This is a genomic window from Helicobacter sp. 11S03491-1 (assembly GCF_002272835.1).
Classification (GTDB): Bacteria; Campylobacterota; Campylobacteria; order Campylobacterales; family Helicobacteraceae; genus Helicobacter_J.
In genome coordinates, this window is the sequence record NZ_MLAO01000001.1 from 109,427 (window position 1) to 134,970 (window position 25,544).

Annotated in this window: 26 protein-coding genes and 1 tRNA gene; all 27 read left to right on the forward strand. The window is 35.4% G+C overall.

Annotation, left to right across the window (positions count from 1 at the left end; translation table 11 throughout):
* The first annotated feature begins 2 nt into the window (after positions 1 to 2).
* The 27 genes from BKH45_RS00505 to BKH45_RS00630 all read left to right on the forward strand — a co-directional run bounded on the left by BKH45_RS00505 (position 3) and on the right by BKH45_RS00630 (position 25,524).
* A complete protein-coding gene (locus BKH45_RS00505; protein WP_095273515.1) occupies positions 3 to 836 on the forward strand; it encodes a hypothetical protein in 834 nt (277 codons plus the stop codon).
* Positions 836 to 1,672: a formyltransferase family protein gene (locus tag BKH45_RS00510; protein WP_180675547.1), complete on the forward strand. Its 837-nt coding sequence runs from the start codon at positions 836 to 838 to the stop codon at positions 1,670 to 1,672. The genes BKH45_RS00505 and BKH45_RS00510 overlap by 1 nt, the downstream gene beginning before the upstream one ends.
* Positions 1,673 to 1,723: 51 nt before the next feature.
* The gene (locus BKH45_RS00515) at positions 1,724 to 2,494 is read left to right on the forward strand and encodes a hypothetical protein (RefSeq protein WP_095273517.1); all 771 of its coding nucleotides are present in this window, start codon (positions 1,724 to 1,726) and stop codon (positions 2,492 to 2,494) included.
* A gap of 10 nt (positions 2,495 to 2,504) precedes the next feature.
* Positions 2,505 to 2,807, forward strand: a complete 303-nt coding sequence (locus BKH45_RS00520; RefSeq protein WP_095273518.1) for an acyl carrier protein — start codon at positions 2,505 to 2,507, stop codon at positions 2,805 to 2,807.
* The gene (locus BKH45_RS00525) at positions 2,804 to 3,541 is read left to right on the forward strand and encodes an SDR family oxidoreductase (protein WP_095273519.1); all 738 of its coding nucleotides are present in this window, start codon (positions 2,804 to 2,806) and stop codon (positions 3,539 to 3,541) included. The genes BKH45_RS00520 and BKH45_RS00525 overlap by 4 nt, the downstream gene beginning before the upstream one ends.
* Positions 3,534 to 4,898 carry a fatty acid--CoA ligase family protein gene (locus BKH45_RS00530; RefSeq protein ID WP_095273520.1) on the forward strand — a complete coding sequence of 455 codons (1,365 nt, stop codon included), beginning with the start codon at positions 3,534 to 3,536 and terminating at the stop codon, positions 4,896 to 4,898. The genes BKH45_RS00525 and BKH45_RS00530 overlap by 8 nt, the downstream gene beginning before the upstream one ends.
* Before the next feature lie 43 nt (positions 4,899 to 4,941).
* Positions 4,942 to 6,321, forward strand: coding sequence for a fatty acid--CoA ligase family protein (locus tag BKH45_RS00535; protein ID WP_095273521.1), 1,380 nt, complete (start codon positions 4,942 to 4,944; stop codon positions 6,319 to 6,321).
* A 170-nt stretch (positions 6,322 to 6,491) separates the two neighbouring features.
* Positions 6,492 to 7,457 (forward strand): hypothetical protein, encoded by a 966-nt coding sequence (locus tag BKH45_RS00540; RefSeq protein ID WP_095273522.1) that lies wholly within the window; start codon positions 6,492 to 6,494, stop codon positions 7,455 to 7,457.
* 2 nt (positions 7,458 to 7,459) lie between these two features.
* Positions 7,460 to 8,779, forward strand: coding sequence for a phosphoenolpyruvate mutase (aepX, locus tag BKH45_RS00545; protein ID WP_257874459.1), 1,320 nt, complete (start codon positions 7,460 to 7,462; stop codon positions 8,777 to 8,779).
* Between the two features lie 101 nt (positions 8,780 to 8,880).
* A complete protein-coding gene (aepY, locus tag BKH45_RS00550) occupies positions 8,881 to 10,029 on the forward strand; it encodes a phosphonopyruvate decarboxylase (RefSeq protein WP_095273523.1) in 1,149 nt (382 codons plus the stop codon).
* Positions 10,026 to 11,069, forward strand: coding sequence for a phosphonoacetaldehyde reductase (locus BKH45_RS00555; RefSeq protein WP_095273524.1), 1,044 nt, complete (start codon positions 10,026 to 10,028; stop codon positions 11,067 to 11,069). The genes aepY and BKH45_RS00555 overlap by 4 nt, the downstream gene beginning before the upstream one ends.
* Positions 11,070 to 11,081: 12 nt before the next feature.
* A complete protein-coding gene (locus BKH45_RS00560) occupies positions 11,082 to 11,978 on the forward strand; it encodes a LicD family protein (RefSeq protein WP_095273525.1) in 897 nt (298 codons plus the stop codon).
* A 7-nt stretch (positions 11,979 to 11,985) separates the two neighbouring features.
* Positions 11,986 to 13,272 carry a glycosyltransferase gene (locus BKH45_RS00565; RefSeq protein WP_095273526.1) on the forward strand — a complete coding sequence of 429 codons (1,287 nt, stop codon included), beginning with the start codon at positions 11,986 to 11,988 and terminating at the stop codon, positions 13,270 to 13,272.
* Positions 13,256 to 13,525 (forward strand): hypothetical protein, encoded by a 270-nt coding sequence (locus BKH45_RS08760; protein ID WP_180675548.1) that lies wholly within the window; start codon positions 13,256 to 13,258, stop codon positions 13,523 to 13,525. Before BKH45_RS00565 ends, BKH45_RS08760 begins: the two co-directional genes overlap by 17 nt.
* Entirely contained in the window at positions 13,522 to 13,989 is a 468-nt protein-coding gene (locus BKH45_RS09000) for a methyltransferase domain-containing protein (RefSeq protein WP_257874460.1), read from the forward strand. Before BKH45_RS08760 ends, BKH45_RS09000 begins: the two co-directional genes overlap by 4 nt.
* 9 nt (positions 13,990 to 13,998) lie before the next feature.
* Positions 13,999 to 14,982: a polysaccharide deacetylase family protein gene (locus BKH45_RS00575; RefSeq protein ID WP_095273527.1), complete on the forward strand. Its 984-nt coding sequence runs from the start codon at positions 13,999 to 14,001 to the stop codon at positions 14,980 to 14,982.
* Positions 14,983 to 15,084: 102 nt separating this feature from the next.
* Positions 15,085 to 15,945 (forward strand): class I SAM-dependent methyltransferase, encoded by an 861-nt coding sequence (locus BKH45_RS00580; protein ID WP_095273528.1) that lies wholly within the window; start codon positions 15,085 to 15,087, stop codon positions 15,943 to 15,945.
* Positions 15,942 to 16,850, forward strand: coding sequence for a methyltransferase domain-containing protein (locus BKH45_RS00585; protein WP_095273529.1), 909 nt, complete (start codon positions 15,942 to 15,944; stop codon positions 16,848 to 16,850). The genes BKH45_RS00580 and BKH45_RS00585 overlap by 4 nt, the downstream gene beginning before the upstream one ends.
* A gap of 9 nt (positions 16,851 to 16,859) precedes the next feature.
* A complete protein-coding gene (locus BKH45_RS00590; protein WP_095273530.1) occupies positions 16,860 to 19,007 on the forward strand; it encodes a glycosyltransferase family 9 protein in 2,148 nt (715 codons plus the stop codon).
* A gap of 75 nt (positions 19,008 to 19,082) precedes the next feature.
* Positions 19,083 to 19,529, forward strand: a complete 447-nt coding sequence (locus BKH45_RS00595; protein ID WP_095273531.1) for a hypothetical protein — start codon at positions 19,083 to 19,085, stop codon at positions 19,527 to 19,529.
* 79 nt (positions 19,530 to 19,608) lie between these two features.
* Complete coding sequence (locus tag BKH45_RS00600) at positions 19,609 to 20,382, forward strand: glycosyltransferase family 2 protein (RefSeq protein WP_095273532.1); 774 nt, start codon at positions 19,609 to 19,611, stop codon at positions 20,380 to 20,382.
* Positions 20,383 to 20,403: 21 nt separating this feature from the next.
* A complete protein-coding gene (gene wecB, locus BKH45_RS00605; RefSeq protein WP_095273533.1) occupies positions 20,404 to 21,471 on the forward strand; it encodes a UDP-N-acetylglucosamine 2-epimerase (non-hydrolyzing) in 1,068 nt (355 codons plus the stop codon).
* Entirely contained in the window at positions 21,468 to 22,424 is a 957-nt protein-coding gene (locus tag BKH45_RS00610; protein WP_095273534.1) for a Gfo/Idh/MocA family oxidoreductase, read from the forward strand. The genes wecB and BKH45_RS00610 overlap by 4 nt, the downstream gene beginning before the upstream one ends.
* Entirely contained in the window at positions 22,421 to 22,996 is a 576-nt protein-coding gene (locus BKH45_RS00615; RefSeq protein WP_095273535.1) for an acyltransferase, read from the forward strand. The genes BKH45_RS00610 and BKH45_RS00615 overlap by 4 nt, the downstream gene beginning before the upstream one ends.
* A complete protein-coding gene (locus BKH45_RS00620) occupies positions 22,986 to 24,083 on the forward strand; it encodes a DegT/DnrJ/EryC1/StrS family aminotransferase (RefSeq protein WP_095273536.1) in 1,098 nt (365 codons plus the stop codon). Before BKH45_RS00615 ends, BKH45_RS00620 begins: the two co-directional genes overlap by 11 nt.
* Positions 24,083 to 25,354 (forward strand): nucleotide sugar dehydrogenase, encoded by a 1,272-nt coding sequence (locus BKH45_RS00625; protein WP_095273537.1) that lies wholly within the window; start codon positions 24,083 to 24,085, stop codon positions 25,352 to 25,354. Before BKH45_RS00620 ends, BKH45_RS00625 begins: the two co-directional genes overlap by 1 nt.
* Positions 25,355 to 25,449: 95 nt before the next feature.
* Positions 25,450 to 25,524, forward strand: a tRNA-Asn gene (locus BKH45_RS00630).
* Positions 25,525 to 25,544 lie beyond the last annotated feature (20 nt).

Genomic DNA, 25,544 nt, shown 5'->3' on the forward strand with positions numbered 1-25,544 from the left:
GTATGCAAAATTTCATTACAATGGGTTTAGATAAGATTATTTCTCAAATCTCTATTATCAAAGCCCAAAAACAACCAACTTATACAAATTTTTATACTTATGAAAATAGATTTTATGAAGTAAAAATTACCCCTCATTCTATCATCATTCTTAAAAAAGAATCCGGATTTTTTAGACTCTATTTTTTTACCAATTATTTAGAAGAACTCAAAAATACTCTTTTTTATCTGGAAAATAAGCAAACTTTATGTATAGAAATTCTACAAAAACAAGAAGATATTTCCTTTGAGTTTTTGGAGAAAAAAGCCCTTTACGCGCGTCTCAAAAAAAAGCTATACCACCCCTTCTTAAAAACTTCTTTCTACAACCCGCCCCCTTTGGATGCCAAAGAAATTCAAGCCCTTATACAAAAAGATTTCAATATCTATTTCGATCACTTCCCTCATCTTGAAACAATCCAAAATTGGATAAAAAATGGCAATATTTTATCTCTATACAAAAATAATAAAATTATAAGTTACCTTATCTTTGAACATCGCGGGAAGGGAGTGTATATCAACTATATTGCCAATTATGGAGGTAAAGAAAGTTTGATAGAAATATGGCGATGTTTTTATCAAAAATTAAACAATTTTGCTATAGAATTTGTTTATCTATGGTGTGATACTCACAATACAAAGGCGATGAATATGTATAAAATAGAAGGTTTTATACCCGATGGATTAAAAAATTTTATATATATCAAAACTCCTGCAATTAAACAATGGGGGGGGGGGCTAGAGGAATATAATCCCGGCATACTCTTAGAGTCCTGCCTTTTTCAAAAAGCTGCATGATGTTTTTTGAAAAGATTTTGATTATAGGGGGTGGGAACATTGCCCTTGAAATTCTAAAAATTTTATTAGATAAAAAGCCTTCCCTTGAAGTTATTTCTTATAAACCTCATGCTCTATGCATGATCAAGCAATTTTGTCAAAAACACTATATCCCTTATCATGCCTATGATTGCCCAACAAAAATCACACAATTTCTCTCAAATATCTCTGAAAAAACTCTTATAATCAGCGCAAATAATAATTATATCTTCCCTCAAGATATCCTTTCAAAACCTTATTTTAAAATTATTAATTTTCACAATGCTCTACTTCCCCTACATAAAGGAGTCAATGCCCCTATTTGGAGTATCTACAACCAAGATAAATTAGCCGGCATTACTTGGCATATCGCTACAAATACCTTAGATAGTGGGGATATTATTATTCAAAAACAAATTTCCCTCACCCCGGAAATGACAAGCTTAAGGCTGATTAAAATACTCATGGAGTTAGGAGTGGAAGCTTTTAGAGAAATCAGAGAAAATCTTTTAAATAATACTTTGATAAGCTCCCCCATGCCTCATCTCCCATTCCAAATGCATACTTCAAAACAATTGCCCAACAATGGCATTTTGGACATTCATTGGGAAAGACCCAAAATCAGTGCATTTCTAAGAAGCATGGATGCCAATGGAGTCATACCTAAACCTAAAATTTTTCTATCGCACAGACAATATATTATTGAATCCTATTCTATTAATGCCCCATTTTCAGAATCTCCATCACTATTTTTGTGCAAAGACAATATTTATATGCTTCTTAAGCAGCAATGGGGGGGGGGGGCTAGAGAAACTTAAGATTTGGGATTCTCCTATCTTCTATGATAATTTTTTTGATAAGAGTTGTGCATGAAACTTACACAACCCCGTATTATCCAACATTGGCAAAAAGAATTTTCCCATAGCTCCTATAGTAATTATTTCACCCCTGTCCATCAGGATGTCTATGCTCAAAAAAGCGCTAAAAGCCTGGTTTTTTTGTTACCAAAAGATGGGTTTAGCTCTTTATATTTTATCTCTGATGATCTTTGTGATTTAGATGAAATTTTGCAAACACTCCCCCCGGAGTCTATCTGCCTGGAGATTATCCAAAAAGGTCAAATGCCCCCTGAACTCAGTAATATTATACAAAAATATTTTTATCAAAAAGCCATTTATGAAAAAATAACCCTAGCCACCCATAAACTAAAACTCAAAACCAAACTTGCAAAACTCCAAAATATTCTCTATCCAACAGAGGATGATATGGAGTTTTTATACCAAAGTTTATATCAAAATTTTGATAAAAGATTTGATCATTTTCCTGATAAAAAAATGCTTTTATCTTATATCCAAAACCAACAAATCCTCATCAAAAATAGCCACAATCAAATCGCAGCCTACCTAATTTATACGCTTAAAGAAAAAACAAGTCATTTTAATTTTCTTGCGAATTTGGGCACAGATTCTTTTAGTCTTATTGAGTTAATAGAGCAATATTATACAAAAATGCTCCATTCTCACATCACTCATATTTTTTTGTGGGTAGATAAGATCAAAAATCCTCGTGTCAAAAATATGCATTTCAAATATGGCTATCAAACAAGCAATATTTTTAATTACGCTTTTATCAAAAAATAAGGAATCAACCATGAAAGAAAAAATCCAAAATCTCATCTACAAAAGTCTGCAAAACTTAAGCGATGAATTAGAAAATCAAGCCTTAAAAACCCCTCATGAACAAACCAAAATCTATGGAGAAGGCGGCAATCTGGACTCCCTGGCTTTAGTGTCTTTAATCTCTGATTTAGAAACATTGCTTGATGATGAACTCAATATCAGCATTACTTTGGCAGATGAAAAAGCAATGAGTCAGAGAAACTCACCCTTTAGAGATGTCCAAAGTCTAAGTGAGTATATCTTAGAATCTGTCTCACAAAAGAATCCCCAATGACAAATCAAAAAGTCTTAGTCATTACAGGCTCCAGAAAAGGTATCGGGAAAGATTTGAGTGATTATTATTTGCAAAAAGGCTATATTGTTTGTGGTTGCTCTCGAGGAGAATCTAGCATCAATCACCCCAATTACCGACATTTTAGTCTGGATGTCAGCGATGAAAAAAATGTTATCTCTATGATCAAGACTATCAAAAAAGAATTTGGAAAAATTGATATTCTCCTCAACAATGCAGGGATAGCTTCAATGAATCACATTCTCCTAAGCCCCTATAAAACCTTGCAAAATATTTTTGCTACAAATGTGTTTGGAAGTTTTTTGTTTATCAGAGAATGTGCCAAAATTATGAGTGCGACTTGTTCTATTATCAAAAAACAAGGGCAAATTCCTCATTTTCGTATTGTCAATTTTGCTAGTGTCGCGACTCCTTTGAGACTGGAAGGAGAAGCCATTTATGGGGCATCCAAAGCAGCTATTGTCAATCTCACTGAAATTTGTTCAAAAGAATTAGCCCAATTTCATATCACCATAAATGCTATAGGTCCTACACCGGTGCCTACTGATCTCATCAAAAATGTTCCCAAAGAAAAAATGGACGCCCTACTCAATGCCCAAGCCATCAAGAGGTTTGGGACATTTGAAGATGTGCTCCATGGGATTGAGTTTTTTATAGATGAAAAAAGTGATTTTATTACCGGGCAAGTTCTCTATCTTGGGGGTGTCCATGGATAATCTCGGACATCGTTTTATCCAAAAGCTCTATTCTTTTGACCCCAATTCAAATGCCCTAATCACAGAAGAAAAAACCTATACTTATGGCGATCTTCTCTTGAGTATGCAAGATTTTGAAAAAAAATTATCCTCCATACCAAAGGGATCTTGCATAGGAATTCTTGGGGACTTTAGCCTAGAAAATATTGCTTTATTTTTAGCCTGTGTGCAATCTCAAATGATTCTCATCCCGCTCTCCCAAGACCCAACCCTCCCTATGAAACTCCAAGAAGGACAGGTTGATTATATCTGCCAAAATCATATCTTCCAAGCCCAAAACCCATCCGGCAAACACCCCCTTATCCTCAATCTCAAGGCAAGTCATTCAAGCGGGCTTATCCTCTTTAGCTCCGGAAGCACAGGCAAGCCCAAAGCCATCTTACATCACTTAGACAATCTTTTAGCCCCTTATTTATCCAAAAAACCCAAATCCATTTGCATGCTCTTGTTTTTGCTCTTTGATCATATCGGGGGGATTAACACCATGCTACAATCTCTAGCCATAGGGGGTTGTGCCTTTATCCCAAAAGATCGCAAAAATGTCGATGGGATTGCCCAAGCCATTTGCGAATACCAAATTTCTATTTTGCCTGCCTCACCATCATTCCTCAATCTATTCTTACTCAATCAATGCCACAAAAAATACGACCTAAGCTCACTCAAACTCATCACCTATGGCACAGAAATAATGCCTGACAGCCTACTTAAACGTCTCAAAATTGCCTTACCAAAAGTCCGTTTTCATCAAACATTTGGAGCTTCAGAGATAGGGATCACCCAAACAAAATCAAAAGAAAATTTCATTGCCCTCAATGATCCCAATCTGGAATACAAAATCATCAACAATGAATTATGGCTCAAATCAAAAACACAGACTCTAGGCTATCTTAATGCAGATAATTGCGTATTTCAAGATGGTTGGTTTTGCACAGGGGATAAAGTAGAGACTATGATAGAAAATGGAGAAGAATATCTTAAAATCATAGGACGCACTCAAGAAATTATTAATGTAGGGGGAGAAAAAGTTTTTCCTCAAGAAATTGAAAATATCATTACTCAAATAGAAGGTATTCAAGATTGTCTTGTTTATGGAGAACCTCATATCCTTACAGGACAAAGTATTAGTGTTGCCCTTGTAGTAGATACGCATAAACTAAATCCCAATGATAAGCTGGGGTTAAAGAAGTTAATCAGGGATTATTGCAAAAATTATCTCCCTAATTATAAAATCCCTACAAAAGTGGTTATTCAAGAACATTTGAATATGAGTGAGAGGTTTAAAAAAATACGCTTAAAAACTGAGGGGGGGGGGGCATAAATGATCCTCTTCAAAATTGTGAAGATTATTTTGGGGATCTTTTATGCAAGGTCTCCTAAAAAATTGGCATCCATTTTTCCAACGTTTTATTGCAAACAAAAATCACATTGCCCTCATTGAGAACAACCAAAAATATACTTACGATCATCTCCTTGAACAAGCCATTGATATATCTAAAAACTTACAAATTCCGGATCAAAGCATACTTGCCCTTATAGGTGATTATAGTTTTATGGGTATTGCGACCTTTCTTGCTCTGATCGCCAAAAAATGCATTATCGCTCCTTTGTTGCCCAATAATTTCGATCACTATCTCCAAAGCTTTGGAGTAGAATATCTTTTACAAAATGGACAAATCACGCCTTATTCCAAAGCCAATACCTCCCACTCTTCTTTATCTTTACTCAACATTTTAAAAGCAAATCATTCAAGCGGGCTTATTATCTTTAGCTCCGGAAGCACAGGCAAGCCCAAAGCCATCTTACATCACCTGGATGCTATGCTTGAAGTTTATAAACAAAAATCTTTCCATCCAACCAACACAGCCGGAGTATTCCTCATCAACCATATTGCCGGTATAGATGTTTTGTTCAATCAATTTGCCATTGGAGGGACATTGAGTATCCCTACAAGTAGGACTCCTCAAGCAATATGCGAACTTATCCAAACACACAAAGTAGAAATTTTGCCCGCTTCTCCTTCATTTTTACAATTACTATTGCTTAGCCAATCCCAAAACTATTATAATCTGGGATCTTTGAAGCTTGTGGTTTATGGCTCTGAACCCATGCCCCACTCAGTGCTTAAAAATCTTAAAACTGCTTTGCCTCATGTGAGGTTTAAGCAAAGCTTTGGAACAAGCGAAACCAATGCGATTAAAACAAAAAACTCAAAAACAAAAGAAGGCTTTATCCAACTAGACACTTCCTCCACGCAATACAAAATCATCAACAATGAATTATGGCTCAAATCAAAAACACAGACTCTAGGCTATCTTAATGCAGATAATTGCGTATTTCAAGATGGTTGGTTTTGCACAGGGGATAAAGTAGAGACTATGATAGAAAATGGAGAAGAATATCTTAAAATCATAGGACGCACTCAAGAAATTATTAATGTAGGGGGAGAAAAAGTTTTTCCTCAAGAAATTGAAAATATCATTACTCAAATAGAAGGTATTCAAGATTGTCTTGTTTATGGAGAACCTCATATCCTTACAGGACAAAGTATTAGTGTTGCCCTTGTAGTAGATACGCATAAACTAAATCCCAATGATAAGCTGGGGTTAAAGAAGTTAATCAGGGATTATTGCAAAAATTATCTCCCTAATTATAAAATCCCTACAAAAGTGGTTATTCAAGAACATTTGAATATGAGTGAGAGGTTTAAGAGATTAAGAAATCATAAAATAAATTATAAATAAAAATATAATCCACTTTTTATATAAATTAAAATTTATATATAATTTATTAGAAGACTTATTAAATCATTTTGTCTTGCAAGCTTTTGTTGTGTATTCACTAATGTAGAATATTTCATATAATTTAGATAAAATTTTATCACTATATCCAACAAGAAGGTAAGTAAAATCATATGGAAAATCTTGCTCCTGTAATGATAATGGTTTATGATCGCCTTGATTGCCTCAAGAATGCCATAGAGTCATTGGCAAAAAATTCATTGGCAAGACATACAGATGTCTTTATTGTATCTGATGCGCCCTATAAGCTGGAACATCAAAAAGCTATCAAAGAAGTCAGAGATTATATCAATACCTTAAGCCATACATCTTTGTTTAAAAGTGTGGAAGGGATATTTTGGCAATCTAACAAAGGTAGTTTTAACTCAGGAAAAGAGGCTACAGATTATATTTTTTCCAAATACGAAAGACTCATTTCATTTGAAGATGATATTTTGGTCTCTAATAAGTTTCTGGAATATATGAACCAAGCCCTGGAACTCTACAAAGATAATCAAGAAATTATATCTATCACTTCTAGCGTTCATTATGATAACAAAAAAATAATCCCCAAAAATTATCCTTATGATGTTTTTCTCTTAAAGATGTTTTCACCATGGGGAACAGGTATGTGGAAGGATAGATATGAAAGCATTGATTGGGAGTTAAAAGGTGTGGAAGAATTTATCAAAGACAAAAAACAAATCAAAGCCTTTAATGCTATTTCAACACATATGCTTCCTATCTTAAAAGACACATTAGAGAACAACAAAAAACATGCTGATGTGATGATATGTTTTAACATGTTTAAAACCAATCGCTACACCCTCTACCCTATCAAGCCTCTATCGGTTAATGTTGGTCATGATGGGAGAGGAGAACATTGTGGGGTCAATCCGTTTTGGCAAAATCAAGAACTAATCCCGGATTTTTGTCCCAAACTTATAAAAAATATTCTATACTCTAAGACTCTAGCCAAAAATTATCAAAAGGCTTTTTATTCTTATAGAGCCGATTTGATAATTCCTTTTCTCAAAAGCATAGGTCTTTATAAAATATTTTTGCCAATTTACAAAAAACTAAAAACTAAAAAAGGTTAAAAATGGAAACATCAAAAATCGTCTATGTTGGAATGAGTGGGGATCTTATCCATCCGGGACATATCAATATTCTAAAGATAGCCTCAAGTTATGGAAAAGTAATCGTAGGACTACTAACAGATGAAGCAATTGCCTCTTACAAAAGACTCCCTTATATGAACTATGAACAAAGAAAGGAAATCATACAAACACTTATATATGTCTGTGAAGTTATCCCCCAAACAACCCTAAGTTACGAAGAAAATATCCGCAAACTTAAACCTGATTTTGTTGTCCATGGCGATGATTGGAAAAGCGGTCCTCAAGAAAAAACAAGACAAAATGTTATTGATATTCTTAAAGAATTAGGCAAGGGCAAACTTATAGAACCCACTTATACTCCGGGTATTTCCTCCAGTTTGCTTAATGAAAATGCCAGAGCTATTGGCATTAGCACCAATGCAAGATTGTCTCTCCTAAGAAGACTCATTCAAGCCAAAAAGCCCTTACGTTTTCTGGAAGCCCACAATGCCATCTCAGCTCTAATTGTCCAAAATGCCTATGCACAACCCAATGGGGAGGGTAATGGCAAAATTGAATTTGATGGGATTTGGTCAAGCTCACTTACAGATTCTACAAGCAGAGGAAAACCCGATATTGAAGCTGTTGATCTCACATCAAGACTCACCACTATTAATGAGATTTTTGAAGTAACCACAAAGCCTTTGATTTATGATGCTGACACAGGGGGCAAAATCGAACATTTTGTCTTCACAATAAAATCTCTTGAACGCACAGGCGTAAGCGCTGTTATTATCGAAGACAAAATTGGCTTGAAGAAAAACTCTCTTTTTGGCAATGAAGTTGCCCAACAACAAGATAGCATAGAAAATTTTTGCCTCAAAATCAGCAGTGGCAAAAAATCTCAAGTCACATCAGATTTTATGATTATCGCTCGTATTGAAAGCCTTATTTTAGAAAAAGGCATTGAGGATGCCTTTATAAGGGCAAAAGCATATATACAAGCAGGGGCGGATGGGATTATGATCCATTCACGTCAAAAAAATCCCAATGAAATTTTTGAATTTCTCAAAATTTTTAGAGCATATGATGCTCATACCCCCGTTGTTTTAGTGCCTACAAGTTTCAATGAGATCACAGCTAAAGAGTTAGGAGAAGCCGGAGGGAATATCATCATTTATGCAAACCATTTGTTGCGTTCTGCATACCCGGCGATGAAAAATGTCGCTGAGGGAATCTTGAAATTTGATAGAAGCAAAGAAATTGAAGATAAATGTATGGACATTAAAGAAATTCTAAATCTCATTCCGGGGACAAAATAAAATGACTCCAAAAATAAAGTTTTCAATTTGCACTCAATCTCACAAAAAACAAGCCGGCTTGAGACTTATACAATGTCTCACACATCACCCAAAGGAAACATATGCTCAACACTAAAGATTTTGGAGAGATCCTCAAACAACATCGTTTTGTTACTTTTAGCGGCGTGCCCTGCTCTTTTCTCAATCCCCTTATCAACTACGCTATCAATGAAAATGCCTTTATTATGGCTAACAACGAAGGTGATGGGGTAGCCATTGCTTCCGGAATCAGCCTGAATTCCAAACAAACAGGTGTTGTGCTTATGCAAAATAGCGGTCTTTCAAATGCGCTCTCTCCTCTTACAAGTCTCAATTATACTTTCAAAATCCCTATTCTTGGCTTCGTTTCTTTAAGAGGGCAGCAAGGTATTTGCGATGAACCTCAACATGAACTCTTGGGCACTATCACAGATAAAATTTTAAAAACTTGTCAAATTGATTATGATTTTTTAAGTCCGGATATAAATATAGCCGCCAAACAAGTAGCCCAAGCCGAAGAGATTATCAATCAAAACAAAAGCTTCTTTTTCATTGTTTGTAAAGACACTTTTGACTCTGTTAGTTTGCAAGCACCTCATTTTCACCAAATTGGAGAAAAATACTTTATACAAAAACCGACCAAACCTACTCTACCCCAAAGACTGGAGGCATTGGAAGTCATAGATTCCCTCAACAACAAAAATCTCATTGTCTTGGCAACCACCGGCAAAACAGGCAGAGAGCTTTATGAAATAAATGATAGCCAAAATTATCTCTATATGGTTGGGTCTATGGGATGTATCTCTTCGTTTGGACTGGGAGTCTCTCTTGAAAATGATAAAAAAGTCATAGCCATTGATGGAGACTCAGCCTTACTCATGCGAATGGGAAATATGAGCACAAATGCCTATTACGCAAAAGGAAACTTTTGCCATATTTGTTTGGACAATCAAAGCCATGATTCTACAGGGGGTCAATTTAGTCTCTCTTTTATTTGCAATCTGGCTCAAATTGCCTATAATTGTGGCTACAAAAAAGTCTTTTATGCCAATAATTTAGAAGATTTTAAAAATGCCTTAGTTGATTTTATTAATTGTGATGAAAAAACCGGAGCTACTTTTATTTATTTATCAATCCAAAAAGGGAGCAAAAAAGATCTTGGACGTCCAAAAATTAAACCCTATGAAGTCAAAGAGAGATTGCAAAATTTTCTTCAAGAGAATGGCAAATGAATTTTAATTTTTACAACCCTGTCCAAATTGAATTTGGCATTGAATATTTAGAAGAAATCTCAAAAATAAAATCTCAAAATATTCTGCTGGTTACTTCAGATGGATTTCAAAAAAGAGGGATTGTCGATAAAATAAAGGGTATCCTCAATCATAAACTCAAAAAAGTTCTCCATCATATCGCTCCAAATCCTCAAATTCAGTTTTTTAACACTCTGGAAGGGGCTACAGATTCTATTGATTGTATTATCGCACTCGGTGGGGGGAGTGTGATTGATTGTGCAAAAGCCCTAAGCATTGCAAGATCCTTGCAAATTCAAAACAATCTCCTCATCCCCAAACCAAACAAATCCCCTATTGATGTTTTTGCCTTTCCAACAACTGCAGGTACAAGCTCTGAGCTTACTCCTTGGGCAACTATTTGGGATAAAAAAGATCAAAAAAAATATTCCTTACACCATGAAAATCTTTATTGCAAAAAAGCTTTTTATGATTCTCATCTCATGCTCACACTCCCTAGAGATATTACCATTGCTACTTCTCTGGATGCCCTATCCCATTGTATAGAATCTATTTGGAACAAAAATGCAAATCCCATCTCTACAAATAATGCCCTCAAAGGCATACAACTTATTTTAGAAAACCTGCCCAAACTTCTTGATAATCCGGACTCCCTTTATTTAAGAGAGCAAATCAGCCTTGCAAGCATTTTTGCAGGGCTGGCATTTTGTGCTACTCAAACAGCTTTGGCTCATGCAATAAGCTACCCTATTACAATGCAAAAAAATATCCCTCATGGCATTGCTTGCAGCTTTAGTATCCCTTTTTTATTAGATAATCTCCCTGAGGGCAACCCAAAAAATATCCTTTCTCCTTATCAAAAAGATATAAAAAATCTTTTCGAACAACTTCATGTCAAAACAGATTTCAAAGACTATGGCATCACCCCCAAAGACATAGAAGATATATTCCACTCACTCAATTCAAGAGCAAAAAATAGCATTTTTGATCTTGAAGCGATACAAAATAAACTCATCAAATAAAGGAAATATCCAATGGATAAACATCTTCTCAAGCAAATACAAAGCAAAACTCTAGAAGTCGCCAAAGAATTCAAAAGAGTTTGTGAAAAATACAACCTTAGATATTTCATGTCTTGTGGGACTACACTTGGAGCAGCCAGACATAAAGGTTTTATTCCATGGGATGATGATATGGATTTTTATATGCCAAGAAGTGATTATGAGAAACTCATAGCCCTAGATCAACAAGACTCTTTAAATAACACTCATCATGTATTTGACAAAAAATTTATTTTCAAACATTGGGACAAAACACCCCATTATATTTGGAATTTTGCGAAACTTGAAGACATAAATACGACCGTGATTGAATCCACTATTGCACAAAACAAGGTCAATTATAAAGGAGGGATTGGGATTGATATTTTTATCCTTGATGGAGGAGGAAATCATATACAAGAAGCCAAAAAACATTTTGAGACTTTGATGAAATTAGGGGGTCGAAGATATGAAAAATACTGGAAACCCATTGCTTCAAACAGGAATAAATTCCCTATCAAACAAATCAAGCAAATTATACTCAATACCCGATCTCATTTGTTGTTTCAGCCTGTTTTGGATCATTTCAAACACAAGATAGAAAATTTGAGTCAAAAATACGACTTTGATGATTCAGAAATTATAGCAAGCCCTTTTGTATTGTCCAACTACCCGGATGCTATCCATTTCAAAAAAGACTTTATCCCCTATGTTATGCTGGATTTTGAAGATACTCAATTCCGTGCTCCTAACAACTATGAAACCTATTTGAGTCGGTTATATGGAGATTATATGACCCCTCCTCCTATCAGTGAGCAAACAGGGCATATGCCTTATTATGTCAATCTTGAGTTACCTTTTGCCCAATACCAACCCCCTTACTTGAGATAAACCAAAAATGAAAATCCTCCATTTAGTATCTCAAGATTTTGGCGGGGCAGGGAGAGCAGCGCTAAGACTTCATCTTGCACTCCTTGATCAAGCAAATGCCCATCCAAATGAATCCATTGAATCCCTCATGCTTGTCCAAGAAAAAAGCACTGATTACAAAAGTGTTTTGAGACTTGCTAAAACAACATCCCAAAAAATCATGCAAAAAGCACGCCCTGCCCTTTGTAGGATTCCGTTAATATTTTATCCCAAACGCCATCAAGATATATTCTCAACAGATTTCATCCCCAACCCTCATCTTATCAAGACCATTAATCATCTCCAACCTGATATTGTCCATTTGCATTGGATTAATAATGGATTTTTAAACATTAAAGATTTGAAAAAAATAAAAGCCCCCCTACTTTGGAGTTTGCATGACAGCAATGCCTATACAGGAGGTTGTCATGTCGTTTATCCTCATTGCAACCAAGCCCAAACCCATTGCCAAAAATGCCCTTTTTTAAAATCTCATTTTAAATTTGATTTGAGTTTTTGGATTTTTGCTAAAAAAGCAAAAACTTATTCCAAACTCAACCTCACCATTAATGGCTTAAGTCGTTGGATAACACAATGCGCCAAAGAATCTGCCCTTCTCAAAGATAAAAAAATCATCAATCTTCCTAACCCCATTGACACAAATATTTATTGCCCTATCCCCAAAGATAGCGCCCGAGATATTCTCAAACTCCACCAATCCCAAAAAATCATCGCCTTTGGGGCACTAAGTGCGACAAGCCTGGCACGCAAAGGTTATTTTGAACTTAAAGAAGCCTTGAAATTCTTGAAAAACAAAGATCGTCTCAAGCTTGTGATTTTTGGAGCAAGTGGGGATGAGAATGGAGAGACCCCGGATGTTAGTGGAATCCAAACTCATTATTTGGGGCATCTTCAAGATGATATAAGTCTCAGGCTTGTTTATAGCGCGGCTGATGTCATGGTAACTCCAAGTCTTTGTGAATCTTTTGGACAAACAGCCAGTGAGAGCTTATCTTGTGGGACTCCGGTAGTGTGTTTTGACACAAGCGGGCTTAAAGATATTATTGATCATCAAAAAACCGGCTACCTTGCTAAAGCTTTTGATCCATTGGATTTGGCTAGAGGGATAGAGTGGGTGCTGGGATTAGATCCGCAAGCCTATCAAAGTCTCTCCCAAGAAGGCAGAAAAAAAGTACTGACCACATTCAATGCGCAAAAAATTGCAAAACAATATATCCAAAATTACAAGGAGATCCTTAATGCCCCCACTTCTTAAACTGCCCTTTAGAATATGTAAAAAACTCTACCATGCCCTTAGAAAACCTTATAATCGCCTTTTTAATAAGCCTAAATGGCATAATCTAAGAAGCACAAAGCCTGTTTCAAAAATCTTTGGACTTGATAGGGGTACGCCTATAGATAGATTTTATACAGATATTTTTTTAAGCAAGCACACCTCATGTATTCGCGGAATTGTATGTGAAATTGCAGAATCAACTTATACAATCAGATGGGGGGGGGGCAAGTGAATAAATACGAAATACTCCATTACACATCCGATAATCCAAAAGCTACAATTATTGGGGATCTTAGAGAAAAAGATACCCTCCCCAAAGATTATCTGGATTGCTTTATTTGCACCTTCACGCTTAATTTTATTGATGAATATAAAAAAGCCATACAAACCATTCACTCTATGTTAAAACAAAATGGAGTAGCCCTTGTTAGTGTAGCAGGACTTATCCAAATCAGTCGGTATGATTATGATCGTTGGGGAGATTATCATCGATTTACGGATATGGGCATGCAAAAAGCCTTTGGAGAAGTATTTGGAGAAAAAAATATTGAAGTCAAGGCTTATGGCAATGTTTTAAGCGCCATGGGAGAACTTCAAGGAATTGCTGCGGAAGAACTTACAGAAGAAGAGTTGCTACAAGAAGACAATGATTACCAAGTCGTCATCACAATCAAAGCAATCAAAAATAATATTTAAGAGGAAGACATGAGTTTAAAAAGCCAAATCATCAACAAACTCTCTAACTTTTGGCGGGTTCAAAAAATCTATCAAGGCAAAGCAATTATTTTAATGCTTCACCGCATTGCCCCTCTAAATCCCCATAAACTCCCCGCCAATGAAAACATGAAAGTTTCCCCGGAATTTCTGGAAAATTTTATTGTGCATGCCAGAAAAGAGGGGTATAACTTTATTTCATTAGACAGTTTATATGAAGATTTGTGCAAAAATACTCTCAAAGATAAATCTTTGATAATCACCATTGATGATGGTTATAAGGACAATCTAGAATTTGGTTACCCTATTTTTGCCAAACATGATGTGCCATTTTGTATCTATGTATGCACTTCTTTTCCGCAACGTGAGCATAATATGTGGTGGTTTGGACTTGAAGATTATTTGCTTACTCACCACAGGGTTGATTTTTTTGGACAAAGCATAGATATAAACACCTTGCAAGCCAAACAAGAGGTATTTTTAAAATTCCGAGAAGTTATCATTGCAAATTCAAGCAATTATCAAGACGCCGGAAATATCATGGAAAAATTAGGGATTTTCTATAATCCCGGAGATTATGACTCCTTGGCTCTGAGTTGGGAAGAAATCAAAATCATGCTAAATAACAAAATCACTACTATCGGGCATCACACCCATACTCACCCAATTTTTAACAATCTTGCTGATGACCAAATCATCTCTGAACTCACTTTGAGCAATGATTTGTTTTCTCTTCATTTAGGGTATATTCCAAAGCACTTCGCCTATCCGTTTGGAAGCGTGGCAGAAGTGAGCAAAAAACATTTCCAAATCCTAAAAAATGCAGGATTCAAAACAGCTACAACTACCAGAAAAGGCACTTTATACCCCCAACACAAAAAATATTTGAGCGCCCTCCCCAGAGTGTTTTTTAATGAAAGTTTTAAGATACAAGATTGCTTTAAAATACGCAAAAAAATAATTGTTACAGACTAAATCTCATCGTAAATAATGGCTTTTTCTGTATAATACTTAACAAAAAGATGAAAATAAAATGATTTTATCTACCCATAGCAAGGAAAAAACAAGGAGAAATAAATGCAAATAGCACTTGATAATAAAGATTTAAGTCCCAATGAACGCCAAAGTATTCAAAATCTACTCCAATCTCAAAATCCCAATATCACGGATGATTTAGAACAAATTTGGTATTTGATGGATAAAGTATGGGATGAGATGGGTTGCGATAATACAAAACTTGATTGGAACAAAATTGCGCAATACTACAACCACCCTGTTTGGCTGCTAAACGGACTTTTTATCGAAAATCATGATCTCTCTATCCAAATCCGTCAAAATATTGCCTCATATATTGCAACATCAGATTTTCAAAATATCTTAGATTATGGGGGAGGGTTTGGGACACTTGCAAAAACCATAGCGCACAAAGCCCCGCACAAACAAGTCTATATTTATGAACCATATCCAAGTCAATACGCAAAAAAATGTATCCGTCATTATGATAATATTCATTTTGTATCTAAGCTTGAAGATAATTTTTTTGATTGTATTATTGCTACAGATGTTTTAGAACATGTCCAAGACCCCCTAAAAACATTTGGACAAATGCTAAATAGTCTAAAAATTGGAGGAGAAGCAATTATTGCAAATTGTTTTTATCCTTGTATCCAATGCCATTTGCCCCATAACTTCCACTATCGCTACAGTTTCAATGCCTTTACCCATTGGATGGGGTTGAAAAATTTAGGACCTCTACAAGATACCCATGCCACTTTATTTAAGAAGCTTAAAAAGCAAGAAATTAATCCTTATATTAAAACCATAGGGGGGGGGGGCAGTAGAATCTTTTATAAGCTCATCTCTTCAGTAGAATTTATGAGACCTATGCTCAGACCTATCAAAAGATATATAAAACGCAAACTGAAAGGAACGAAATGAAATGCCCTTTGTGTCATGAACAAGATTGCATTACACAAGAGATTATTCAAAAAAATGATTTATATGATCTCTATAAAAAAGTTTTTCATATAGATATTTCCTCTATGATAAATTCAGATATTATTTATGCTTACTGCAAACATTGTGATTTGAGATTTTTTCTGGATAGCAACGGACAAATGCCCACAGGAGATGATTCATTTTATAGTGCGCTCAATCAACTCCATTGGTATTATATGGGTGAAAAAAATGAATATAAATTCGCCAAAAACTATATCAATCCTACAGATAAGGTTTTAGAAGTAGGTTGTGGCAAGGGGGCATTTGCAAAATATTTGCCTACCAAAGATTACACAGGATTAGAATTTAGCACACAAGCAAAAAAAATGGCGGCAAAAGAAGGGATTTGTATTGAAAATATCTCTATTGAAGAATATGCCCAAACACATCAAAATAATTTTGATGTAGTGTGTAGTTTCCAAGTTTTGGAACATGTTAGCGATCCCGGAAGTTTCTTGCAATCAAAACTTGAAGTCCTCAAAAAAGGAGGGTTAATGATTATTGCTATCCCTTCTGAAGATAGTTTTGCTAAAGATTGGGTTAATAATATTTTAAATATGCCCCCTCATCATGTGAGTCGCTTCTCAGATCGGTGTTTGGAAAGTGTAGCCCATATTTTTAATTTGAAATTATGTGAGATTTATCATGAAAATGTCCAACCCGAGCACACCCAATACTACAAATCTGTCATATGGGCAAAAAAATTCCTCCCCCTTTCTCCTCTCATTGACAGAAAGCTAAAACGTAAAATCATCAATCGATTGGGCAAAATAGGCACGAAATTTATCCAAATTCCACAAAATGCATACGGGCATACCGTCCTGGCAGTCTATAAGAAAAACTAACCCTCGCCAATGCAATTTAGACTCAAAAAACCAACTCTTATCAAAAAAATAAGCAAAAATATTTTAGATTCTATTTTGTATGCTTTTTTTTCTACACTTGATTATTTTGCACAAAAACACCCCAAAGAATGCAACAAAAACTCTTTGATTATCGTCAAAACCGATGGCATAGGAGATTATATTTTATTTCGCAATTTTCTGGAAGTCATCAAGAATTCTTCTATTTATCACAATTATCATATCACGCTTTTAACAAATGCCAACTCTAAAGATTTGGCTCTAAGCTGGGATGAATCATTTGTGGATGCATTTATTTGGCTTCAACGAAGATCTTTTTTGACCAAGCCTTTTTATCGCTTCAAATTCATATCAAAAATATCCGCACAAGGGTATGATGTTCTTATCAACCCAAGTTATTCAAGGCATCTTTATTCTGACCAAGCCTTATGTAAAATCATTTATGCCAAAGAAAAAATAGCTTCCATAGGAGATCATTCTAATACCAATTCTCTTTTTAAGTCCAAAGGGGATGCCATTTATACAAAATTACTCCCATCAAAAACAGAGATTTTATATGAATTTGATAGAAATAAGGAATTTTTTGAGCATCTTTTGGAAAAAAATCTTTCTACTTCCTTACATATAAGCCCGTCTTCTTTGATGTCTCCGGAAAACTTCACTAAAGAATTTCCCCTTAGCCAACCTTATAGTATCCTCTTCATAGGGGCAAGCTCTCCTAAAAGAAAATGGAATCAACAAGGATTTCTAAAAACTGCCCTTTATTTGGCAAAATATCATCATCAAAATATTGTTTTGTGCTCAGGAAAAGAAGATATCCTTGATGCTCAAATGATTCAAGATAAGCTTAGCACGCAAATTCAGACCAAAGTATTTAACATGGTAGGCAAAACCACTCTTACCCAACTTGCAAGCTTGGTATATTTTTGCGATCTTCTTATTTCAAATGAAACAAGCGCACCTCATGTAGCCCTTGCTCTTCAAAAGCCTTGTATTGTCCTCTCTAACGGGAATCATTTATTCAGATTTACCCCTCCTAAAAGTTATAAAAATTATTATTTAATCCTACCTTGGGCTATCCAAAACGACGAAAAAAAATCTCAAACTCTCTCTGATTCTCATCAAAAAAATCCCCTTTGTATCCATGATATTCAAGCAAAAGACATTTATCCCAAAATTGATGAAATTCTCCAAACTCACCCTAATCAAGCTCCCAAATCTCTTCATTTTTCAGAAAAAACCTCCAAAAGCATCGCTCATCCTGTAAAGATCTCTGTAATTACCATAGTTTATAATGATGTCAATCATATTGCCCAAACCATGGAATCTATCTTTACCCAAACTTATCCTCATATAGAATATATCATTATTGATGGGGATAGTTGTGATGGCACAAAAGAGTTGATTTTAAAAACAATCTCAATTCTAGCCACAATAACCCAAAAAAATGACTCTCCTGATAAATTCTATCTTGAGGCTACTCACAATCAAAATCCTCATTTTTGTTTCAAATTTTTAAGTCAAAAAGACAAGGGGATCTATGATGCCATGAACAAAGGAGTAAGCCTTGCCAGTGGGGAATGGTGCAACTTCATGAATAGTGGGGATAAATTTTATCAAACCAATACGATTGAAGAATGCTTTAAAAAATATTTTAATACTCTAAAAACTGAATGGGGGGGGGGCTATAGCGTAATTTATGGGCATACCCAAATTTATTATGCTCCCCATGAAAGTAAAATTCTTTATACAAAATCCAACAATCATCGTTATCACCACAAATTTATCCATCAATCCAGTTTTATAAAAACTTCACTCATTGCCTTTTATAAATATGATACTCGTTTCAAAATTGCCGGGGATACAGATTTTTTCACCAAAATTTATAATAAAGGCTATAAATTCTTAAAAATTGAGCAAATTATCTCAATTTTTAATGCCAATGGCATATCTGATGGCCCTTCATGGAAGGGGTTTCAAGAAGATTGTAAGATTGGCTATGGCTACCACAAACTTTTCCCTATTTTTTTAGGTTCTTTATATCTTTTTTGTATCCTTCCTAAAACTCTTATAAAATCTTGCTTGCCTTCTTGTATCAAAAACAAAATTCGTGTCTTGTTGGGAAAAAAATATCTTTAAAAGATAAAATTGGATAAAATACTCTTTCATCTTAAATCAAAATCATAATAACTCAAAATTCAATTAAGGAATTGCATGGATACAAGCGTCCTGTTTGGCGATACACTTTTTGTTCTTAAGGGGAGTTATTTCAAGATTCCCTTCTCTTCAAACCCAAAATACAAAATGCCCTTTTGCCATCAAAGTGTCTTTGTCAAAACAGAACTGTTGAAAAAATACGGCTTTGATACGTCTTTTAAAATTTGTGCGGATAATGATTTTTTTACAAAACTTTATCATAGGGGGTATCAATTTTATCCACTCAATCAAATTGTGTCTATTTATGATATTGAAGGAATTTCTTCGACCAGTTTCTTTAGGGGCGGTTTCGAAGACTTAAAAATTGGTCAAAAATACAATAAATTTTATTTCATCTTTTATACCCCAAAGTTTCTCTACGCCGGCTGTAAATATTTTATCAAAAAAATTATCCCAACTTCTTTATTGCAAAAAATAAGGACAAAACTTTATGAGAGATCTTAACCCTATCATACTCCTTGTTTCTCAGACACAAGAAATTATTACTCAGTGTCTGTATTATAATAAAAAATAAGATTTTTTAATGGACGGATCAAAAATCTCTATTATCACCCCTACTTACAACTCTGCAAAAACCATTGCAGATACCATTAATTCGGTGCTCTCCCAAGACTACCCCCATATACAACACATTATTATCGACAATCAAAGCAAGGATGCCACGCTAGAAATCATAGAAACTTATAAACCCCAATATGCCGATAAACAAATCACTCTGGCAGTATCCAGCCAACCGGATAATGGTATCTATGATGGCATGAATCGCGGGATAGCTCTTAGTGATGGGGAAATTATTGGATTTCTAAACTCTGATGATTTTTTTACCCATTCCGGCGTCTTATCTACGATTGCTAAAGGTTTTGATGATTGGGGTATTGATTGTGTTTTTGGAGATCTCGAATACGTGGATTTTGCCACATTAAAAACCAAGCGCTATTGGAAAAGCTCTCCTTATGCCCACAATGCCTTTCAGCAAGGGTGGCATCCCCCACACCCAACATTTTATGCCAAAAAACATATTTATAAAATGTATGGAAATTTTTCTCTTGCTTACAAAATTGCTGCTGATTATGAAATCATGTTTCGATTCTTGCAAATCCATCAAATCCACTCAAAATATATTCCCCAAACCTTTGTCAAAATGAGACTTGGAGGCAAAAGCAACCAATCATTCAAAAATATTTTACTGGCTAATTTCGAATGTCTTCAAGCTTGGAGGGATAATGGAGTTAGCCCACCACTCAGGCTTATCCCCCTAAAATTATTAAAAAAAATAATGCAATATTTTAATCACTGAAAATTTGAGTATAATTTTTTTATGAAAATCTTGACTATTTTAGGGGCTAGACCCCAATTCATCAAAGCAGCTTCACTCAGCAGAATATTAAAAAATTACCCTCAAATTCAAGAAATTATTATCCATACAGGACAGCATTTTGATCCCCAAATGAGTGATATATTTTTTTCACAACTCCATATCCCTAAACCCACCTATTCTCTTCAAATAAAAAATAAAAGCCATGCAACCATGACAGGGGAAATGATGGAGGAGATTGAAAAAATTAGCCAAGATATAAAACCGGATGCGACTTTGGTATATGGAGATACCAACTCCACCCTTGCAGGAGCACTTAGCAGCGCCAAACTCCATATACCCATCATTCACATTGAAGCAGGTTTGCGAAGTTTCAATCTCAAAATGCCTGAAGAAATCAATCGTATCCTTACAGACAGAATCTCTTGGCTTCTTTTTTGCCCCAGCCAAAAAGCATTTGATAATCTCATGGATGAAGGGTTCTCAAACTTTCCTTGCAAAATCTACAAAAGTGGGGATATTATGCTTGATTCTCTGCTTTATTACTCCCCATATGCAAAAAAACCCCCTATCCCTATCCAAAAAGATTTTGCCCTTGCAACTATTCATCGCCCTTGCAATACTGATGATCCCCAAACAATACATACCCTAATAGCAGCGCTTGATACGCTGGCTTCTACAACACAAATCATCCTTCCCCTTCACCCGCGCACAGCTAAAACGCTCTCAAATCTCCATATCGTTCCAAAACATATTACCCTGACAAATCCCTTAGGTTATCTTGAAATGATTTGGTTACTCAAACATTCAAAAGCTGTTTTAACTGATAGCGGAGGACTACAAAAAGAAGCTTATTTTTTTGGCAAGCCTTGTTTGATTCTCCGAGAAGAAAGTGAATGGGAAGAGTTAGTTACACATCAATGTGGTATTTTAGTAGGAACACATAAAGAAAAAATTATTCAATCTTTTGGTAATATACCTTATTTATTTGCAAAACCTTTTCCCAAAAATCTCTATGGTCAAGGGCAATCAGGGGAATTTATCGCAAAAAAAATTCTGGAGATGATATGATACCTTTTGGGATTATTGGCGTAGGAGGGTATGTCGCCCCCAAACACCTCAAAGCGATCAAAGACACAAACAATATTCTTGTATGTGCTCTTGATATTAGAGATTCTGTAGGGATTTTAGATAGTTTTTTTCCACAGGCTAATTTCTTTACTGAATTTGAACGATTTGATCGTCATATTGATAAGCTTGCGCGCAAAAAAGAAGGGGTAAAATATATTTCTATTTGCTCTCCTAACTATCTCCATGATAGCCATATCCGCTTTGCCCTAAAAAGCAATGCGCATGCTATTTGTGAAAAACCCCTTGTATTAAACCCATGGAATATTGATGGACTCAGAGATCTTGAAAGGGAAAGCGGTAAAAAAGTCTATAATATCTTACAACTCCGTTTGCATCCCGGTATTTTATCTCTCAAACAAAAAGTACAACAAGAACTTCAAAACAATCCCAATAAAATCTATGACATTACTCTTACTTATTTAGTAAGCAGAGGTCAGTGGTATTTTGTATCCTGGAAGGGAGATGTTACAAAAAGTGGGGGAATAGCTACAAATATTGGTGTGCATTTTTTTGATATGCTTTCTTTTATTTTTGGTGCTCCCAAAAATAATATTGTCCATATTTCAAAGCCGGATTGTGCAAGCGGGTATCTCCAACTCAAACATGCCCATATTAGATGGTTTTTGTCCATAAATCATAACTACATACCCCAAGATGTCCAAGCAATGGGCAAAAAGACTTATCGATCTATTATTGTTGATAATGAAGAAATCGAATTTAGTGAAGGTTTTGAGAATCTACACACCTTGAGTTATCAAGATATTTTAGCGCACAAGGGTTTTGGACTTGAAGATACCAAAGAATGTATCCAAATTGTCCATGATATAAGAAATACTTCTCCAATAGGGGCTGTTGGAGATTACCACCCCTTTTGCCAAAAAGTGTCCCAATGAATTATTTTGTCCATTCCTCAAGCTTGGTTGATGCAGGTGTAATCATTGGCAAAAATTCAAAAATATGGCATTTTTGTCATATTTTAAGTGGGGTGAAGATTGGGGAGAATTGTTCCTTTGGACAAAATTGCGTCATAGGTCCTCATGTAGAAATCGGGAATGGTTGCAAAGTCCAAAATAATGTCAGTATCCATGAAGGGGTTGAGTGCAAAGATAACGTCTTTTTAGGTCCTTCAGTTGTTTTTACAAATGTATATAATCCCAGAGCTTTTATTTCCCGCAAAGATCAATATAAAAAAACTCTTCTCAAAACCGGATGTTCTATTGGCGCAAACGCCACCATTGTTTGTGGAGTTAGTATTGGCGAATATGCTTTAGTAGGGGCAGGCAGCCTTGTTAGAGAAGATATAAAGGCATTTGCATTGGTCGTGGGTGTACCGGCCAAACAAATTGGTTGGGTAGATAAGGGAGGATGCAAGATGATTTTTGATCCACAAGGTATTGCTATTGATAGCTACGATAAAAGCCGTTATAAACTACAAAACAATCAAGTTGTCATTGATGAAGATTGATTTTGCAAATCTTAAAAAAGCCCATTTAGAATATGCAGATGAAATTAATTTTGCCATTCAAAAAGTAATCCAAAATACCTCCTTTATCATGGGCGAAGAAATACAAGCCCTTGAAGAAGAGCTTGCTAATTTTGTTGGGTGTGAATATGCTATTACTTGTTCTAATGGCACTAGCGCTCTTTTGCTTGCCCTCATGGGTGCAGGCATACAAGCCGGAGATGAGGTCATTACATCGCCTTTTAGCTTCATTGCCGGGGCAGAAATGATTGCGCTCTTAGGGGCTAAACCTGTATTTGTAGATATTGACCCTCAAACTTTCCATATTCACCCAAAATATATCCCCCAAGCCATCACGCCTAAAACCAAAGCTATTATGCCTGTAAGTCTTTTTGGGCAAATCCCTGATATGGACACTATCAATGCAATTGCCAAACAACATCACTTGATAGTCATCGAGGATGGTGCTCAAAGTTTTGGGGCTATGTATAAATCCAGAAAAAGTGGCAACCAAAGTCCTCTTGCCATAACAAGCTTCTTTCCTTCTAAACCTTTGGGTTGTTATGGTGATGGCGGAGCAGTTTTTTGTAATGACAAAAACTTGGCTGATAAAATCAAGACTCTAAGAATCCATGGACAATCAAAACGTTACCAACATTCTATGATAGGATTAAATGCAAGATTAGATACTCTTCAAGCTGCAATATTAAGGATCAAGCTCAAGCACTATCCCGACCAAATTGCCCGACGTCAAAAAGTAGCCATGCTTTATAACAAACACCTTCAAAACAAGTCCATTACCCTCCCTTATACTGATACAAAAACACAAAACGTATATGCACAATATTGCATCCTCACATCTGACAGGGAAGGTTTGCAAAAAAATCTTTCCTCCTATGAAATTCCTTATGCGATACATTATCCCAAGCCCCTCCATTTACAAGATTGTTTTGCATATCTGAATTATCATCAAGGAGATTTTGGCATAGCTGAGAGAGTGTCTAATGAAATCTTAAGCCTACCTATGAATGCCTATTTATCAGAAGATGAAATCAAATATATTTCAAAAGCTATTCTTGAGTGTCTTTAATGAATAAAACAATTGCTATTATTGGTTTAGGATATGTGGGGCTCCCTCTAGCTATAGAGTTTGGAAAACTCTATAAAACTATTGGGTTTGATATAGATACTAAACGTATTGAAGAACTTCAAAATCATCAAGATAAAAACGACCAAAGCACACAAACAGACTTTTTAAATGCCAAATACCTTAGCTTTAGCCATAACTTGCATGAAATTGCCCAAGCCCATATCTATATCATCACCGTCCCAACGCCCATAGATTCCTACAAAACTCCTGATATATCTGCTCTCCTTGAAGCTTCCAGAATGGTAGGAAGTTTGTTGAAAAAAGAGGATATTGTTATTTATGAATCCACTACCTACCCTACTTGCACAGAAAATGACTGTGTGCCTATTTTGGAAGAAACCTCCCATTTATTTTATAATCAAGATTTTTTTGTTGGTTATTCTCCGGAGCGCATCAATCCCGGAGATAAAAAAAATACCCTCACTACTATCAAAAAAATCACCTCAGGAAGCACTCAAAAAGTGGCTAAAGAAATTGATTCTCTTTATGCCTCTATTATTGATGGGGGAACTTATTTAGCCCCTTCTATCAAGGTCGCTGAAGCTGCCAAAGCCATTGAAAATGCCCAAAGAGATCTTAATATTGCCTTTATCAACGAACTTGCAATTATCTTTGACAAATTAGACATGGACACTTATGAAGTACTTGAAGCTGCCAAAACCAAATGGAACTTCTTGGCATTCTCCCCAGGTCTTGTAGGAGGGCATTGTATTGGTGTTGATCCTTATTATCTTACTCATATTGCTGCACGCATGGGCTATCACCCCAAAATCATCTCCGCAGGAAGACTTATCAACGATGCCATGCCATCTTTTATTGCTCAAAAAATGATCAAACTGCTGGCAAAAAATAATCTTCAAACATTGGGAAGCAAAATCCTCATTCTTGGTATTACTTTTAAAGAAAACTGTAAAGACATACGCAATTCTAAAGTCCCTTATGTCAAAAAAGAACTTGAAGAATTTGGTTGTCATGTCGAAATTTGCGATCCTCTTGCAGATAAAATTCAAGTCAATCAGACCTATGGATTTGATATTTTAGATATTTCTCAAATTTACTACCATGCAAATATCAAAAAATACGACGGGATTATTTTGAGTGTTGCTCATGATTTATTTAAAAACCTCAAAATTCCCTTACTTATCCAAAAAAATGGTGTTGTTTATGACTTAAAAGCATTCTTAAAATTTAAGGCAAGTACAAGACTTTAATGCGCTGTTTTTTACTCAAATCCTTCTAAAAGCTTGACTTATACACCAAATTAACTTATAATTGCACCTCTTAAATATATGAGTTTAGGATTTATTCCAGATTAGCTCAGCGGTAGAGTAGGCGGCTGTTAACCGCTTGGTCGTAGGTTCGAATCCTACATCTGGAGCCACTATCTTCTTATAAATTAAC